At 71.0% G+C, this 17,643-nt stretch carries 12 protein-coding genes; 2 read left to right on the forward strand and 10 right to left on the reverse strand.

Annotated elements, in window-relative coordinates; genetic code table 11:
* Positions 1-12: 12 nt before the first annotated feature.
* The 6 genes from HF577_RS06990 to HF577_RS07015 all read right to left on the reverse strand — a co-directional run bounded on the left by HF577_RS06990 (position 13) and on the right by HF577_RS07015 (position 12,298).
* Positions 13-2,637 carry a Pls/PosA family non-ribosomal peptide synthetase gene (locus HF577_RS06990; RefSeq protein ID WP_169394920.1) on the reverse strand — a complete coding sequence of 875 codons (2,625 nt, stop codon included), beginning with the start codon at positions 2,635-2,637 and terminating at the stop codon, positions 13-15.
* 531 nt (positions 2,638-3,168) lie between these two features.
* Entirely contained in the window at positions 3,169-7,749 is a 4,581-nt protein-coding gene (locus HF577_RS06995) for a Pls/PosA family non-ribosomal peptide synthetase (protein WP_312858983.1), read from the reverse strand.
* Positions 7,750-8,941: 1,192 nt separating this feature from the next.
* Positions 8,942-9,472 carry a DUF5130 family protein gene (locus HF577_RS07000; protein WP_169394921.1) on the reverse strand — a complete coding sequence of 177 codons (531 nt, stop codon included), beginning with the start codon at positions 9,470-9,472 and terminating at the stop codon, positions 8,942-8,944.
* Positions 9,459-9,731: an aa3-type cytochrome oxidase subunit CtaJ gene (gene ctaJ, locus HF577_RS07005; protein ID WP_169394922.1), complete on the reverse strand. Its 273-nt coding sequence runs from the start codon at positions 9,729-9,731 to the stop codon at positions 9,459-9,461. The genes HF577_RS07000 and ctaJ overlap by 14 nt, the downstream gene beginning before the upstream one ends.
* Positions 9,732-9,746: 15 nt before the next feature.
* Complete coding sequence (locus HF577_RS07010) at positions 9,747-11,186, reverse strand: amidase (protein WP_169394923.1); 1,440 nt, start codon at positions 11,184-11,186, stop codon at positions 9,747-9,749.
* Entirely contained in the window at positions 11,183-12,298 is a 1,116-nt protein-coding gene (locus tag HF577_RS07015) for a class I SAM-dependent methyltransferase (RefSeq protein WP_312858984.1), read from the reverse strand. Before HF577_RS07015 ends, HF577_RS07010 begins: the two co-directional genes overlap by 4 nt.
* A gap of 120 nt (positions 12,299-12,418) precedes the next feature.
* Here HF577_RS07015 and HF577_RS07020 point away from each other — a divergent pair, with 120 nt between their 5' ends.
* A complete protein-coding gene (locus tag HF577_RS07020; protein WP_169394924.1) occupies positions 12,419-13,762 on the forward strand; it encodes a glutamate-1-semialdehyde 2,1-aminomutase in 1,344 nt (447 codons plus the stop codon).
* Positions 13,763-13,766: 4 nt separating this feature from the next.
* Here HF577_RS07020 and HF577_RS07025 read toward each other — a convergent pair whose 3' ends face one another.
* From HF577_RS07025 to HF577_RS07035, 3 genes are all read right to left on the reverse strand, one after another.
* A complete protein-coding gene (locus tag HF577_RS07025; RefSeq protein WP_169394925.1) occupies positions 13,767-14,726 on the reverse strand; it encodes an endonuclease/exonuclease/phosphatase family protein in 960 nt (319 codons plus the stop codon).
* A gap of 82 nt (positions 14,727-14,808) precedes the next feature.
* Positions 14,809-15,171 carry an effector-associated constant component EACC1 gene (locus HF577_RS07030; RefSeq protein WP_169394926.1) on the reverse strand — a complete coding sequence of 121 codons (363 nt, stop codon included), beginning with the start codon at positions 15,169-15,171 and terminating at the stop codon, positions 14,809-14,811.
* Between the two features lie 143 nt (positions 15,172-15,314).
* Positions 15,315-15,926 carry a 3'-5' exonuclease gene (locus HF577_RS07035; protein ID WP_169394927.1) on the reverse strand — a complete coding sequence of 204 codons (612 nt, stop codon included), beginning with the start codon at positions 15,924-15,926 and terminating at the stop codon, positions 15,315-15,317.
* Positions 15,927-16,249: 323 nt separating this feature from the next.
* Here HF577_RS07035 and HF577_RS07040 point away from each other — a divergent pair, with 323 nt between their 5' ends.
* Positions 16,250-16,597 carry a nuclear transport factor 2 family protein gene (locus tag HF577_RS07040; RefSeq protein ID WP_169394928.1) on the forward strand — a complete coding sequence of 116 codons (348 nt, stop codon included), beginning with the start codon at positions 16,250-16,252 and terminating at the stop codon, positions 16,595-16,597.
* Here HF577_RS07040 and HF577_RS07045 read toward each other — a convergent pair.
* On the reverse strand, positions 16,590-17,639 hold the full coding sequence (locus tag HF577_RS07045; protein WP_169394929.1) for an NAD(P)H-binding protein: 1,050 nt from the start codon (positions 17,637-17,639) through the stop codon (positions 16,590-16,592). The genes HF577_RS07040 and HF577_RS07045 overlap by 8 nt on opposite strands.
* Positions 17,640-17,643 lie beyond the last annotated feature (4 nt).

The following is a 17,643-nucleotide window of genomic DNA, read 5'->3' on the forward strand; positions in this document are numbered from 1 at the left end:
ACTGCATTTCCGCTAATGCGATTGTGCATGGCGCGCGACCAGCTGCGGCGGAATCACCGCCAACGCCATCCGTCCGTGGTCCTCCCGCATCTCCCGGGCCGGGTTTCCCCCCCAGCGGGCGTTCTTCGGCATTTCTTCACCCTTCATGAGGAAAGCATCGGCGGCGAGTGCCGATCCGTTACCCATGGTCACTCCGTAGTGAACCATTGAGCTGACCCCCAGAGTGCAGCCCGAGCCGATGACGATGTGATCGGACTTGAATGCGCCGTCCTCCTGCGAGTGGCACTGGATCTTGCTTCCCGCATTGAGCGTGCAGTCGTCGCCGATGGTGACCAACGTCTTCTCGACGATGCCGCACCCGTCGTCGAAGACACGCTTTCCGATGCGGACCCCCAGCAATCGCCAGGCCAGGCCCTTGAACGGGGTGCCGTCGAGGATCTTCGGCTGCGCGCTCAGCTTCCAGTAGCGCTCGTGCCACCAAAAGTACGGATCGTAGATCGAGCAGACTTTGGGACGCAGGTCCTTGAACCCCGCGACGAGACGTTCCATGAGCACGGTGTAGAAGAGGCTGAACAGGAGGGCGAGAACGCCACCGATGGCGATCGACACCGCCCCGAGCAGGGGATAGAGGTCCGCGGCGCCCAACGCGAACAGTGTGACCACGAAGACGTTGATCGATCGCACGAGCAGGACGACCCCCATGGTCGCGATGTTGTACCGATTCTTGGCGGCGAGCCGGCGAGGCAGTTCCTCCGCGGTCTTCATGTGATCGAACCGGGTGTCCCGCTGGACCGTGCGCGGGATCTCGAAGTGGGGAGATCCCAGCAACCCGACGTCGTTCCGGGCCACTCCTCCGAACGGCACCATGACCTTCGTCGCGAGCAGGCAGTTGTCACCCGTGCGGCCCTGCGCCGGATAGACGATGAAGTTCCCGAGAAAGTTGCGTGCACCGATCGCCGTGGGAGACACGCGGAACGACGTGCTCGAGAAGTCCGCGTTGACGATCGAGAGCCCGTCGGCGACCATCGTGCCGCTTCCGATGGTGCTGTGGTACGGGTTCTCGTGCTTCAGGTCCATCCCGAAGTTAGACCCGGTCTGCACCACGTCGGGAAACTTGTACCCGAGCCAGTGAAGATAGTTGACGATGTAGGAGCTGTCGCCGAGCATGAACGTGAAGAACTTGGGGTTGGTCAGCCGCGCGACCATCCGCTGGGCCGCGTAGCGGATGCCGTACAGCCGGTAGTCCCGGTCCGGCTTGATGGCGAGGTTGAACACCCGGGGAACGGTCATCACGACGAGGAGGCCGACGAGCGTCCCACCGAAGAAGAGCACCATGGAGATGATCAGCGCGTGGAGGTAGAACTCCCAGCTCGTGAAGACCATGGGCCCTGGATCCAGGAGCGCGTTGAGCTGAGGGACCTCGGCCAACAGGATGATCAGGCCGCTGATCAGCAGCGGCATGAACACGAACAGCCCGTTGAGCAGCTGCAGGATGCCGTAGACCGTCCGGCGCGTTGCGGTGACGCGGACCGGGCCCGCCATCCGGTAGCTCCCCTGACTCCGCTGCGCCGGCGATCCGCTCCAGATCTCGCGGTCGGGTATCACCTGCCCGGAGTGCAGTGAGGACGTGTGGCCGAGCTGAGCCCGGTCGCCCATCGAGGTGTTGATGTCGACCACCGACATCTCGCCGACGAACACCTCTTTCCCGAGTGTGACCGGACCCGTCTGGATCACCCCGTTGTTGGCCCGGTAGCCGTTGATGAACGCGTCCTTGCGGATGACGCTGCCGTCGCCGATGGTGAGCAGATCGGTACACAGCGGCACATTTCGGGAGTAGATCGTGACGCCGCGCCCGATCTTCGCGCCCAGCGCCCGCAGATAGAGCGCATAGAGCGGCGAGCTCGCGCTCGTGCGCGACCGCATACCGATCATCAGGAGCAACGGGTTCGACCGAACCAGCACCTTCACGACCCAGAAGCGGACGTACCCCAGGCTCCACACCCGGATCTGCCGAGGCTTCCAGCGACCGATGATCAACCATTTGGCGATGATCGGGACGATGCACAGGGCCAACACGGCAGCGGCGCCGAAAACAACCGAGCGCAGATAGATCTCAAGGATTCCGGGGGCGACGGAGATCCATTCGTAGCCGCGTTCCATGACCTCCGCAGCGAGATAGGTATACGTGAGAAAGATCAGTAGCTGCAGCGCTCCGCAGAGGACGTACTCCCACCCGCGGGCCGGTTTCACCACATCGGCGGGCGCCGGTTCCGGGGCCTCGACGGGCGCGGCGACCTCATGCGAGAGTGCCGCGGCCAGCCTGCTGATCGTCTGATACCGGTAGATGTCCTTCATCGAGACTGCAGGCAGATCCGGCCGCTTCCTGACCCGGGCGCAGAACCGGGCCATGACCATCGAATCGGCGCCGAGATCGTCGAAGAAGTGGCTGTCGACCGACACGTGCTGGACCCCGACGACCTCGGCCAGCGCCGCGGCGAGGCGCTCGTCGGTCCCGGCCGAAGGGCCGGCGGAAACCGGCTGGAGGGTGGTGGATTGAGCTGGGTCGACCGCCAGGACATCGACAGATTTCGCCACTACCTGGGCTCCTTGACGCAGATGAGGAGAAGCACGGAACATCAGGAAGGTCCGGCCGCCGATCCGAGGCAGAACCCACCATGTTCATGCAAGATCATTTCTCCTCCTGACATCAACTGATCAGGGTTCGGTATCGCGCCCCCAGCGCGATCTCCTGATCCCGGTGCGGCCTGATTTGATCCGCACGTCCGGCCGGCGAGCCCCAGATCCGGGCCGTCTGCGACAGGTATCCGGGAAATCGCTGATTCGGTAGCCAATGTTTCGTGAGCATCCGCCGTTCACCCGCCCGCCATGCATGGCCGACCGGCGGAACCCGAATGCGCGCCGCCGACCACCGGATATGCGGGCTTCCCGCCGCCGGGTGCCGCTGATGCGGTGAAGGTCCAACGAGGCAACCGGGCACAGCGCCACGAGCCGTCGTCCTGCCGGAGTACCGGGCCTGCCCGTTCCGTCCGGTTCATGAGAAAGCCGCGGGACGACCGTCCACGTATCGATGCGGCGGAATCACCCGTCTGGCCCCCGAGTCCGGGTCCGGCTGGCAGCCGGGGGCGACCGGACTCCCTGCCGGACCGGTCACTCCCGTCTGCTCGTCGTGGCCGACGGCCTGCCCGGGGACGTCCGTGGCGCCCCTGACGACTGCTCACCGGTCCGGCGCGGGGGCCGCGTAGAGGTCGAGGACGGCGGGCTCGAGGACGGCGCCGGGGACGAGGTCGGCCGGCTCGGTGCCGGCCGGGGTGCGGACGGCCGGCTGGTGCTCGGCCGGGTCGTGGTCGGCCGGGACGTGCTCGGCCTGGTCGTGGGAGCCGCAGTCGGATCCGGCGCGCCCTCGGCTGTCGGCGTCGGAGCGGGAGCAGGAGCAGGCGGCGCGGGCGCCGGTCGCCGCACCGCAGGTGGCGCGGGGGGCGTCTCGACCCGCGCCCTGGGCGCCGGCACCTCGGCCGGCGGGTTGTCGCGGCGCGGCTGGACGGACTCCTGCGCGGCTGCCGGCGCTTCGAGCACCGCCGGTTCCAGCGGGGCCTGCTGCGGTTCCACCTGCTGCACCGGCGCCGCCGCAGGCACGGGCTGGGCCGGGATCGGGTCGGGCAGGGCCGGCGGCGGCACGGCGGCAGGCTGTCCTATCTGGACCGATTGGCCCGCCATCGCCACCGTGACCGCGATCGACAGCGACAGCGCCATCGAGACCGCGACCGCCACCCCGACCGGGAGCAGCCGCGGCCGCAGCCGTGGCTGCGCCGGCGCCGGAACAGCCGGGCTCGCCGAGGGCACCGGGATCACTTCCCGCGCCGGGACCGGCGACGGCTCGGGGATCGACAGCGCCGGGATCACCTCCCGGGCCGGGACCGGCGAGGGTTCCGGGATCGAGAGCGCCGGGATCGCTGCGGGCACCGGGCGCGGCGCGCCTTCGTCGGTCTCGACGGCCGGGTTGCCCCGCCACCGCTCCCCCGCGCCGACGGCCCCACCCTTCATGAGGAAGGAGTCGGCCTCCAGCACCGAGTCGGGGGCCATCGTGACGCCGTAATGGACGAACGCCTGGATGCCGAGGGTGACGCGGGCTCCGATGACCGTGCGGTCGGACTTGAAGGCGCCGTCCTCCATCGAATGGCACTGGATGACCACGCCCTCGTTCAAGGTGGCGTCGTCCCCGATCGTGACGAGGGTCTTCTCGGGGATGGCGCAGCCGTTGTCGAACACCCGGCGGCCGATCTTGACCCCCAGCAGCCGCAGGATCAGCGGCCGGAACGGCGTGCCGGAGAAGAGCGCGGGGCTGAGCAGCTTCCAGTGGCGTTCGTGCCACCAGAAGTACGGGTCGTAGATGGAACACGTCCGAGGTTGCAAGTCGCGGAACCTCGTGCTGAGCCGCTCGACCAGGATGCCGTAGCCCGTGCCGAGCGCGAGGATCAGCAGGAACGCCGCCGCGACCGCCCAGGTGCCCAGCGTGTGGTAGAGGTCGCCCGCGGCCGTGGCGACGAGCAGCAGCAGGAACGTCTGGAACCAGCGAACCTGCAGGAGGATACCGATCGTGCGCCGGTTGTAGCGGTTCTTCCCGGCGAGGCCCTGTGCGAGCTCCTCCGGGTTCTTGTGGAGGTCGCTGTCGCGCAGCACGGTCCTCGGGATCTCGAAGCACGGTGACCCCAGCAGGCCGACGTCGCGGCGGACCGGCCCGTCGATCGGGATCATCGCCTTGGTGGCCAGCAGGACGTTCTCGCCGACCTTCGCGCCCGCCGGGTAGAAGATGTTGTTGCCCAGGAAGTTGCGCTCCCCGAGCGCCACCGGTGCCACCTGGAACGACGTGCTCGAGTAGTCGGCGTTCATCACCGTGAGCCCGTCGGACACCATCGTCCCGCTGCCGATCGTGGTGAGGAACGGCGAGTCGTGCGCGAGCTGGTTGCCGAAGTTCGACCCCGTCTGCTGCACCCGCGGGAAGGAGTACCCGACGGCCGTCAGGTAGTTCACGATGTAGGAGCTGTCGCCGAACACGCCGTGGAAGAACTGGATGTTCGTCATCCGCCGGACCAGCCGGTGGATGTAGTAGTGGTAGCCGTACAGCGCGTGTGCCTTCCCGGGCACCACCAGCCGGTTGACCAGTCGGGGCAGGGTCACCACCGCCACGAGCCCCACCAGGGACCCGCCGTAGAAGACGACGAGTGAGATCCCGAGCACCTCGAGGTAGAAGAGCCAGTCGGTGACGCCGGCGTGGCCGACGTCCAGCAGCTCCGCGGTCCACGGGATGATCGACACCAGCTCGACCACGATCGCCAGTCCCACCGGGCCGATGAGCAGCACGTTGAACAGCTGCAGGAAGCTGAACCAGAACCGTCGGCCGGTGCCGCACCGGGCCGGGGCGACCACCCGGTAGTCGACGTCGGTGGGCTGAGCGGGCGACCCGTGCCAGGTCTCCCCCGCCGGCACGTGCCTGCCCGGCTGCAGCGACGAGCAGTGGCCGATCTGGGCACCGTCGCCGATGGAGCTGCCGATCTCGAGCACGGTCTTCTCGCCGACCAGCACGTCCTCGCCGATCGTGACGGGGCCGATCTCGATCATGCCGGCCTCCGCCCGGTAGCCCGGGAGGACCGCGCTGCCCCGAATGACCGTGCCCGCGCCGATCGTGAGCAGGTCGGTGCAGACCGGGACCGACTTCGAGAAGATGGTCACCCCGGGGCCGATCTTCGCGCCCAGCGCGCGCAGCCAGAGCACATAGAGCGGCGACCCGGAGAAGAGAGCCATCGGGTTCGCGCGGATGATCAGCCGGACCAGCCAGAACCGGAAGTAGCGCAGGCTCCAGATCGGGAACTCCGTGGCCTTCCAGCGCCCGATCAACACCCATTTCGCCAGGACCGGCAGCAGGCACATACCGAAGAAGACGACCGCTCCGTACGCCAGCGAACGCAGGTACGCCCCGCGCCACTCGGTTGCCTGCGAGACCCAGAGGAATCCCGTCTCCAGCAGGGCCGCGCCGAGGTAGAGCGAGGCGATGAACGCCACGAACTGCAGCGCGCCGCACAGCAGGTACCGCGGGGTGCTCACGCGGGTGGCCACCACCGGGACCGGCTGCACCGGAGCCGGGGGCGCGTCCGGCGTCGCGGACGGCAGGGCGGCGGCGATCGCGGCGATCGTCGGGCGGAGATAGGCGTCGCGGATCGAGATCGGGGGCAGGTCGGTCTTCGACCGGACCCGGGCGCAGAACTTGGCGAGCACCAGCGAGTTGGCCCCGAGGTCGTCGAAGAAGTGGCTGTCCACCGACACCCGCTCCAGGCCCAGGATCTCCGCGAAGAGCTCGGCCAGCTGACGCTCGGCCGGGCTCGAGGGAGCGACGTAGCCGCTGGGCGCCGGTTCGGCCTTCACCTGCCGTTCGATCCGCCCCCGGTGCTCGATCTCCCCCTCCACGGTCACCCGTCCCAGGTCACCGGTCCGGTAGATCCGGCCCGACGGGTTGTGCGGGATCGCCAGGAAGTCGGGGACGAACCGCTCGTCGGTCAGGTCGTCGCGGTTGACGTAGCCGGTGGTGAGCCCGATCCCGGCGATGCCGATCTCCCCGACCTCGCCACGACCCAGCGCCCGCCCCGGGTCCTCCGGATCCAGGATCACCGTCGCGTACGTGGGCAGCGGGACCCCGATCGTCTTGCGACGATCCGGATCCACCACGGTCCACGTCGCCGCCACCGTCGTCTCGGTCGGCCCGTAGACGTTCAGGAACCGCCGCCCCGGCTGCGACCACCGCACGATCAGGGCGGGCGGACACGCCTCCCCCGATACCAGCAGGAACCGCAGCGTCGGCACGGCGTCGTCGATCGTGGCCAGCAGCGTGGGCATGCAGCACATCGCCGTGATCCGCCGCCGGATGAGGAACCCGCGCAGGTCCGCACCCGTCGGTCTCGACCCCGTCGGCGCCGGCACCAGCGTGGCACCGACCATCCACGGCACCCAGATCTCCTGGACCGAGAAGTCGACCGCCATGGCCGAGCCCTGGTACACCCGATCGTCCGGCCGGTAGCCGTACACCGCCCCCGCCACCCGCACGAAGTTGTAGATGCTGGAATGCGACACGGCGACGCCCGTGGGGTCACCGGTCGACACCGACGGGTAGCTGATGAACGCCGGGCCGTCCACGAAACCTGTGTCGACGGGCAGGCGGCTCCCGTCCTGCGCGTCGATCTCGGCCGCGACGGCGTCGACGCACACCACCTCGACGTTCACGCCGTCGAGTCGCGAGCGCAGGTGCTCCAGCGAGAGCACCACGCTCACGGCCGCGTCGGACACGATGTACGCGATCCGGTCCGCCGGGAACTCGACGTCCAACGGCACGTAGGCCGCACCGGACTTGAGTACCGCCAGCATTCCCACGTACCCGTGCACCGCATCGTCGAGCAGCAACGCCACCCGCTCGCCGGCACCGACACCGAGGTCACGCAGATAACGGGCCAGCCGGTTGGCACGTGCGTCCAGCTCCGAGTAGGTCAGCGCCGCGTCCGCCACGTCCACCGCCAGGTGGCCGAAGCGGCCGACGTCGTGGAGGTCGTCGCAGCGCTCCTCGAACAGATGCTCCAGGCGTTGACCGGGGTGCCACCGGACGTCCTGGGAGTACCTGTCGTCGACGAGGACCACGTCGGACAGTTCCCGGGTGAGCCCGGTGTCAGGATGCCGATCGCGCAGCACGGTCGAACCTCCGCTCAGAACCGATGTCCGTCGAACCCGGTTTCCTCCCATTCACGCCGGCCGGTCCACAGCAGGGCGGACACATCCGCGCACTCGACCCACGACGCGACTCACCATCAACCGGGTAGGGCCGCGCAAACCGGCCATGCTCGAGCAAGCTGATCAATCCTCCTAGCGTGGGCCACCGGGCAGTGCGGACCGCGTCGTGACCCAAGAGCGAGCAACGCGGCATACAGCAGCTCCAGTTGCACCGAATGGCCCGCGTTGAGCCACGGCCGACCGGACCATGTGCCCGATTCATCGTGCACCGGAGACGCAACGTTTCGACCCGATTCATCTTTTCGCCCGATGTCCCCCTAGCGAGCGCGTTTGACTGCTCGAACGGGGGAACGGTGCGGAAATGGCGCAATGAATCGCAGATGAGCGGGTCGACGGGATGACACCGGCCCGGCGCGCTACGACAAGCGGGTGGACGACTCCAGCTCACTCCGTAATGGGCGCGGAACGGACGGCCCGGAAATCGAGCTGAGCGGGCACCGATCTTGCCCCGGAAGGATTGCTCTGTTCACCCGAATAAACAGCGGAATGCCGTCACTCCGCGTACGACGACGCCCGGTCGTCCCAACGGGACGACCGGGCGTAGGTGGGTTCGAGCGGGAGTGGTGACTCAGCCGATGAGGCCGAGCCTCCGCAACGTGCGTCGGATCGGGCCGCCGATCGGGCGGTAGGAGGAGCAACCGGTTGCACCACAGGCGCCGCAGTCGGTGCCCGACCGGTAGTGGTCGTGTGCTGCCTTCGCGTGACCACACGCACACGGCTCGACGACGGTGCGCCGCACCGGCGGAGCAGGCGGCGTGGCCGGTGCCGGCGGCGAACCGTGGCGCTGTGCCGGGATCGCCGTGCCGAGGTCCGGGACCGTCGGCATGCCCGTGGGAGGGGTCAGCACGGACGAGCCGGCAGAGTGTCGCCGGTCGCGCCGTGCGCTTCCGCTGGTCGGACGGCCCGATGCCGAATCCCCCATGAGGGTCCCTGCCCTTCGTCAGTCGATGACCCCGAGGGGCCGACCTCGCACTGTATGCGACGAGGGCGCCCGCCCGAGCACCACTAACTCTAGTGAATGAGGGAAGGTTACGGAGCCGTCGGTGACCGGTTAGTCAATGCGGTGAACGGACCACAGTGGTCCGAGCCCCGCTCAGTGGGCCCGAGGCCGGCCGCCCGCCTGGTCGGCGAGCATGCGCAGCCCGCTCAGCAGCCCGCCCAGCAGATCGCTCTCCCGGAAGGAGGCCAGCATGCTCATCACGGCGAGCTTGGCGCCACGGTCGGGGAGCCGCATACGCGCTCCGGCGCCGCTCAGCACCTCGACGACGCGCTGTCCCGGGCTGACCGCCACCAGCACGGCGTCGTTCGAACCCTCCAGCTGGTCGTGCAGCTCCGCGACCCGCGCGGTCGGGTTCGCACCGAGGTCTCCGAGATAGACGCTGAACCGCAGCCCGGTCTCGCGGCTGGCCAGGGTCAGCGCCTCGTCGAGCCGGCTGAGCTGGACGGGGGTGAACGGCTGGTCGGAGCGGGACGGCTCCTGATGGACCTCGGCGGCCGACACCCGGCCCGACGCCGTGACGACGGCGCCGAGGGGCAGGTCCTCGCTGTCGGGGACGGCCACGGCCGTACCCGTCCCACCGTGGTCGGTCGTGCCGCCCGGATGGGTGTTCTCACCAGCTGCCACGGGCACCTCCTCGTTCGAGACTGCTACGCGCCGGGCCGACGCCGTGCGCCTGGAGCGTCACCTGGTGGTCGTCGTCCACCGGCGGAAGCTGCGCGCCCTCCGGGTTGGCCGTCCACCACATCGGCTCGTGCGGCCAGGGCTGACCCGACCGGTACCGGGGGCGGCGAGCCATCCGCGGACCGACGACCAACAGGACGATGATCAGGTACAACCCGACCGGCGGCACCACGAGGTACAGAATCGTCTGCAGCACGCTCACGAGGGAAAACCTAGCTCACCACACCGACGGACGCCGACTCCCCCACCCGGCCGCCCGGTGCAGCTGCGCACCGAGGGCCAGCAGGAGCGCGTCGGCACCCGGACCCCCGACGAGCTGCACGGAGACCGGCAGCTCGGGACCGGTGCCGTCCTGCCCCCACGCCACGGGCAGGCTCAGCGCGGGCTGTCCGGTGAGGTTGTAGATCGCGGTGAACGGCGTGAAGTGCGTCTGCCGCTCGAAGTCCTGCGCGGGGTCGCCACCTGCGGTGAACCACCCGACCGGGCGGGGCAGCTGCGCGAGCATCGGCGTGAGCACGACGTCGACGGCGGCCTGCTCGGACACGACCCGGCGGGTCACGTCGATCACCCGCTGTGTGGCGGCGAGGTACTGCGGGCCGCTGATCGTGGTGCCACGATCACGCCACCACCGGGTCAACGGCGCCAGCAGCGGCTCGGCGGCGGGCGGCACGGGCTGCCCGTGCGCCAGCACCGCCCACAGCACCTCGAAGACGGGCCGGAGGTCGGTGGGGATGCCCGGGTCGAACTCCACCACCTCGTGACCCAGCTCGGCCAGCAGGGCCGACGCCCGCTCGTAGGCGGCCAGGCAGGCCGCGTCGACCGGGACGCCCGGCACCGGCGGGGCGGCGTAGCGCCCGACCCGCAGCCGCGACGGGGGCCGTCGCACGGCGGTCAGATAGCTGCCGGCCGGCGCCCCCAGCAGGTAGGTCTCGCCGGGAACCGGCTGGGCGAGCACGTCGAGCATCGCGGCGGCGTCCGCGACCGTGCGCGCCAGCGGGCCGGACACCGACATGCCGAGCGGGTCGCCGCCCACGGGGCCCCGCGACACCAGTCCTCGCGTGGTCTTGAGGCCGACGAGCCCGCACGCGGCGGCCGGGATCCGGATCGAGCCACCGCCGTCCGTGCCGTGGGCGAACGGGACGAGCCCCCCGGCCGTGGCCGCGCCCGCCCCACCCGACGACCCACCCGCCAGCCGGCTGGTGTCCCACGGTGTGACGGCAGGCGGTCGTCCCGCCGGCTCGGTGTAGGGCGGCAGCCCGAACTCCGGCGTGGCGGTCTTGCCCAGGCTGATCGTGCCCGCCGCCCGCAGCAACCGGGCCGAGTCGTCGTCGACCTCGGGGAGGTAGTCGGCGTACACGACGGAGCCGAACGTCGTGCGGACCCCGGCCGTCACCACGAGGTCCTTGATCGCCGTCGGGACGCCGAGCAGCGGGCGCCCGTCGCCGGCGCGCAGCGCGCGGTCCGCCTCCTCGGCCTGCGCGAGCGCCGCCTCCGGGGTGACGGTGACGAAGGCGCCGAGAACGCCGTCGAGCGCCTCGATGCGGCGCAGGTGGTGCTCCACCAGCTCGACGGCGGACAGCTCGCCGCGCCGCAGCGCCGCGGCCTGCTCCAGCGCCGTCAGGTCGTGCGGCTGGGATGCGTCCGGCTGTGTGGTCACGGCGCGGGCACCACGATCTCGTCGGCGCTGACCCACCGGCCGCCTGCCGACTCGATGGCCGGCAGCGCCGCCCTGACCTCGTCGAGGAGGTCCGGCACGAACACCAGTACCGAGTCGGGTCGGGCGTCGACCAGGTCGCCAGGGCCGATCACCGGGATGTCCGAGCCCGGGATGCGGGTGCCCTGCTTGGCCCGCGACGCGTCGGCGACTCCGGCGAGCAGCTCCCGGCCGACGCCCGCGCTGTGCAGCAGCGGCACCGACCGCGACGCTGCGCTGTACCCGTAGACCCGCCGACCTCGGCGCTGCTCGGCCACGAGCCAGTCGGTGAGCCGCGAGCTGCCGGCCCGTACCGCGTCCCCGAGCGCTGCGACCGCGGCAGGGTCGAGCACCCCGGCGGCGACCTCGCGGTCGGTGAGGGTCTCGAGCTGCTCCCGCGGCTCCGCACCGGCGCGACCCGCCACGAGCACGGTGCCGCCGTAGAGCGGGAACCGGAACGCCGCGAAGGCCGGGAGTCCCACCTCCGCCAGCATCCTGCGCATCACCGGCACCGAGTAGTAGGCGAAGTGGCCGTGCCGGACGGCGTTCCACTGGCCCTGCTCCAGGATCCCCGCCAGCGACTGGAACTGGACGAGCAACAGCCCGCCGGGAGCCACTGCCGCGGCACGGTCCCGCAGCGCGGCCGCCTGGTCGGCGGCGTGCATGAGCCCGAAACTGCAGTCGACCACCACGTCGGCGGGCTCGCCCGCGGGCGCCGGCCGGAGCCCGTGGCCGTGCAGCAGTGGGAGCCAGCTGCCCCCGTGCGGGCTGGGGAACTCGGCGACCGTCCCCGCCCGGGGCAGGACCTCGGCCGATGCCAGCCGCGCCACGGCGTCGGCGGCCTGGCGGGTGAGCGCGTCGGGCGCGACGCCCTGCGGGTCCTCCGGCACGTCCATGTCGTCGGCCAGCTGGGCGAGGCCGCACGCGGCACACAGCCACAGCCGCAACGGGAAGACGGGATCGGGCCCGGGGGCGTCGAACGGCGGGAAGAGCTCACTCGGGGGTTGCGGCCCGAGGTCCATGACGACGGTCCCGCGGTCGGAGCGGCAGAACCGGCAGCGGTGCGCGTCCTGCACGGGCGCCGACGCTACCGGTGGACTTCCGCGCGCACCGGCGCGGGTCGGGCGCGCGCCGCGAGCGCGGCCCGGTAGCGTGACCGCTCCGTTGATTCGTTCGTTTCGTCCGGTTGTCCCCCGATGTCGCGATACGGCCGGCCAAGGGAGGATCCGTTGCGCGATCTGGCACTTCCGGTCTCCGACCACCTCAACGTGCAGCTGCACGCCCTGGTCCCCGGCGGCGCGCACACCTACGCCAAGGGCGACGACCAGTACCCCGAGGACCTGGCCCCGATCATGTCCCACGGCCGCGGCGCCCACGTCTGGGACGTCGATGGCAACGAGTACATCGAGTACGGCTCCGGGCTGCGCTCGGTCAGCCTCGGACACGCCCACCCCCGCGTGGTGGAGGCCGTGCGCCGGGAGATCGGCCGCGGCACCAACTTCGTGCGGCCGAGCGTGGTCGAGCTCGAGGCGGCGGAGCGCTTCCTCGCCACCGTCCCGACCGCGGAGATGGTGAAGTTCACGAAGAACGGGTCCGACGCCACCACCGCGGCCGTCCGGCTGGCGCGTGCCGTCACCGGCCGTTCGCTCGTGGCCATCTGCCGTGACCAGCCGTTCTTCTCCACCGACGACTGGTTCATCGGCACCACCGCGATGTCGGCGGGCATCCCCGAGCAGCTCACCGTGTCGTTCCCGTACGCCGACCTCGACGCCACCGCCGCGCTGCTCGAGCAGCACGACGGCCAGGTGGCGTGCCTGATCCTCGAGCCGGCCACCCAGCAGGAGCCGCCGCCCGGCTACCTGGAGGGCATGCGCGCTCTCGCCGACCGGCACGGTGCCCTTCTCGTCTTCGACGAGATGATCACCGGCTTCCGCTGGTCGGAGGCGGGCGCCCAGGGCGTGTACGGGGTGGTGCCCGACCTGTCGACGTTCGGCAAGGCGCTGGGCAACGGGTTCGCCGTCTCGGCGCTCGCCGGCAGGCGGGAGGTCATGGAGTGGGGCGGGCTGCGCCACGACCGCGAGCGCGTGTTCCTCCTCTCCACCACCCACGGGGCGGAGACGCACTCGCTCGCGGCAGCCATGGCCGTGATGGACACCTACACGCGGGAGGGGACGGCGGCACGGTTGCACGCCCTCGGCGAGCGGCTCGCCGCCGGCGTGCGGGAGGCGGCGGCCGGGATGGGGGTGGCCGACCACGTGCTCGTCCGGGGCCGGGCGAGCAACCTCGTCTTCGCCACCCTCGACGAGGACCTGAGGCCGTCTCAGCCCTACCGCACCCTGTTCCTGCGCGGGCTCATAGCCGGCGGAGTCGTCGGGCCGTCGTTCGTGGTGAGCAGCGCCCTCACCGACGACGACATCGACCGCACCGTCGAGGTGGTGTCGCAGGCGTGCGCGGTCTATCGCAAGGCGCTCGACGCCGGGGACCCCTCGCCGTGGATGGGCGGCCGTCCGGTGCGGCCGGTGTTCCGCCGCCTCGTCTGACCGCTCAGGCGGGCAGCCGGACGCGCGCGAGCACGGCGCGGTGGTCGCTGCCCTCGATGTCGATCACCTCGAAGCCGGTGGTGGCCGCAGCGGCCGGGACGAAGACGTGGTCGATCTGGATGCCGCGCCACCGTGCGCCCGAGGCGGGGTAGGTGCCCACCAGGCCCTTCCCGGTGCCGGCCGCTGCGCTGCGACACGTTCCGACCGCGGCCCGGAGCGGCGCATGGTCGAGCGTGGCGTTGAAGTCACCGACCACGATCGGCTCCACAGGACCGTGGCACCACTGCTCGACCAGCGCGAGGTCCCGCCGCCACCGGTCGGCGCGCCGCCGTCCCATCGGTGCGGTGGTGTGCACCGCGAAGAGGCTGCGCCGCCCCAGTACGCCACCCGTGGCCTCGAGGTGGCGCACCCGCATCCCCGACCCGGACCGGACGTGGACGTCCCCGACCGTCGAGGCGGCCAGCAGCGTGACGCCCTGTGCGTCCTTCGTGCCCACCGCGGTGGACACCCACGAGCGGTAGCCCAGCATCTCCACCTGCGGCATCAGCTTGTCCCGGAAGTCCGCGCCCGCTTCCGGGAGCACGACGAAGTCCGGGGCGCGCGCCGCGATGAGGGTGGCCAGCTGACCCGTGTCGGCCTGACCCCTGAGCACGTTGAACGACAGGATCGTGAGGTCGTCCGGACCTGCCGGCGGCGCCGGTCGACGGACTGCACGTCCGGCGACGGCGCCAGCGCCGGCCAGTGCCACCGCGGCGAGCGACGCCGCCGCCGGGCGGGAACGCGGGCGCGTGGCGAGCAGTGCGGCGGCAGCCAGCGCCGAGGCGGAGACGTGCGGGCGGAACGCGGCGATGTCGACGAAGGGGAACCGGTGGTCGAGCCGGAGCCGGTCGGGGAGGATCACGCCCGCCGCCGCACCGGCCAGTGTCACCGCGGCCCCGATGCGAAGTCTGCGTCCTACGAGCATGGCTGGCGATCCTTCCCGATGTCGGCACCGGGGGAACGGACGGGTCGATGCCCTGGTTCCGGGACCGGACCCCGGGTGCCGGTCAGGCGCTCTCGCGCTGGTCCCGCTCGACCATCCGGCGGACGCGGTCGATCAGCTGGGTCCGGTCGGAGGAATGGGCGACCTCGATCTCCAGTGGAGCAGCGTCGGGCCGGGTGTAGGTGACCGTCAGGGTTCCCCCGCGGCCGAGCAGCACCATCCAGTCGTGGATCTTGCTGACCAGCAGGGCGAGCGTGTCGCTGCCGACCGCGACGACCACGGTGTCCGCGACCGAGCCCGTGCCGTCCGGGGTCGACGTGACGTCGACGAGGCCGCGGAAATGACCTGCGCGGTTGAGCCACGCGCTGAGCGCGCAGGCATCCGCCTCGTCGGCCAGCCGGATCGCCGCCTGGGGCGCGTCACGCATGCGCGCACATCGACTCGACGAGGACGTGCCGGTGCACCGGGCGCACGGCCCGGTGATGGATGTGGGGACTCCGCACTGCGCTCCTCGATGCTCGTAGCTGATCAATTACATAGTCCTCCGGCCGCGTTGATCTGTTACCGGAGTTAGGCGCTCTCCGGGTCGTGATCCGGCACGCGGGCGGCGTCGACGAGCTGCTCCCACGTCAAGCCGCTGCTCAGGGCCAGTGCGAACAGGAGCTGACCGGTCATCCAGGTCTCGTAGCCGGCACGGTGTCGTCGCTCACCCGGCTGGATGTGGGGCGCATGGAGCCCCGCGTGGGTGGCGAGCCGGCTCAGCCCGTAGCCGCCGGGCAGCCCCGGCCAGACGCGCCTGGCCAGCCGAGCGGTGTCCAGGACGAGCGACGGGCGCCACGCGGGCAGGTGGGCGGCGATGACCCGCAGTTCGACCGCCGCGTTGTGCGCCACGAGTACGCGCCCCCTGATCGAGGCGTGGACCTCGTCGGCGACGCGGGCCCAGCCCGGGCACGCGAGGACGTCGCTGTTGCGGATGCCGTGGACGTCGTGGGTGACGCGCGGCGTGATCGGGCGGGTCGGGCGGACCAGCCAGACCCGCATGCTTGCCTCCCGCACGACGGCGGCGGGCTCGATGGGCAGTACGGCGATGTCCACGATCTCCGGCGGTTGCTGCCCGTTGCCCTGCACATCGACGACGGCGAGCTGCTGATCGGCCAGAGCGGTGGGAGTGCTCAAGTACACGCGAAGATCTCCGATGGGGTCCGACCGGGGCCGGGACCATGGGGGTGCCGGGGGTCGCTGACGTTCGTGCACCTGGCGGCCCCGGGTGGGTGCCCGGCTCGCTCGGCGGCTCGTCGAGGCCCGCGGCGACGACGGCGCGTTCGGTGCTTCTGCATCATTGCGTGACCGGCCGACCACGCTTCGATGTACCCCATTCACTTTCGGGTCACCTTCGCGTCGCTATGGTCGGCACGTCAGGTCTGTCTGTCGGCCGCCTCACGTTCGTCGCCCCGGACAAGGTCCGGTGGCACGCTGATTCGTACTTCACGAGCCAGGGGGAAGACATGACACGGACTCCGCAGGAGATCTTCGCGCAGCACGGCGCCGCGCTGGGCGCAGCCGACATCGACCGGATCGTCGCCGACTACAGCGACGACGCCGTCTTCATCACTCCCCGCGGCGTCCGGCACGGGAAGGACGGCGTCCGCGAGGGCGTCACCGAGCTCCTCGCCGACCTTCCGGACGCGAAGTGGGACATCCCGGTCACGCTCTTCGGGAAGGACGTCCTGTTCATCGAGTGGAGCGCGGTGTCCGGTTCCCGGCGGGCCCGGGACGGCGCCGACACCTTCGTCTTCGACGGCGACCGGATCCGCGTGCACACCGTGCGCTACACCCTCGAGAGCACTACCTGACGCCGCCACCGCCCGCGACCGCAGCCAGGTACCGATCCTCGGCCGTGTAGTCGAGCAACGGTCCGAAGAAGTCGTCGTCGGCCCCCGGGAGGGCGCCCGCCTCCGCACCGCTCGCCACGGCCACGAGCCACTCGACCTCCTCGGCTACGGTGGCCGCATAGTCACCGGCCGGCGTGTACCCGAGGTCGATGGCCGCGGTCATGTCGAGCACGATCGGATGGGGCGCCTCCCAGGGATGCCGGCCCAGTGCCTGGTCGGCATCGTCGTCGAGCAGCACCTCGTCCCACCGGTGACCGAGCTGCCGGGCGATCGTGCGGGCGATCTCCAGTGCGCTCGGCGCATCGGGATCGGCACTGTTGAGGATCCGCCGGCCCGGCTTGGCCGCCACCACCTCGATCAGGGCGGCGATGTTCGCCGCGGCCGTCGTGTGGTCCACCCCCGCGCCGCGGTGCGCGAGGAAGACGGCCGGACGCCGGTCGAGCACCCGCTTGACGAACATCCACTCGCGCGCCCGCGCCGCGCCGGCACCATGGATCTTGGAGGGCCGGACGACGGTGACGGGATGGCCGCTGTCGAGCAGCACCTGCTCGGCCGCCACCTTGTTCGCGCCGTAACCCTCGCGGGACATGTGGTCGCCGCCGCCCGGGGCCATCGTGGGCTGCGTCTCGCGGATCGGCCCGTCGAACCGCGGTGCGGTGTCGGAGTTGGTGTGGTGGCCCGCGGCGTCGGCGTACACGGCCTTGCTCGAGATCATCACGGTGGAACCGGCCTCGCCCAGCATCGGCAGCAGCAGTGCCGCGTCGTCAGCGGTGTAGCAGATGCAGTCGACGAGCAGGTCGGCACCGTCCCCGAGAGCGGCGGCCAGCTGGGCCGGGTCGTCGCGTTCCGCCGCGACGAACCGGGCGCCGTCGGCGGCGACGTCCGCCGGGAGGTGGGCCGGGTCGCGCCCGGTGAGATCGACCTCCCAGCCGGCGGCCAGCAGGCGACGGGCGGTGGCCCGCCCGATGAGACCGGTACCACCGATGATCACGGAGCGGGGCATCGCA

The sequence above is a fragment of the Pseudonocardia xinjiangensis genome (assembly GCF_012911925.1).
GTDB classification, from domain to species: Bacteria; Actinomycetota; Actinomycetes; order Mycobacteriales; family Pseudonocardiaceae; genus Pseudonocardia; species Pseudonocardia xinjiangensis.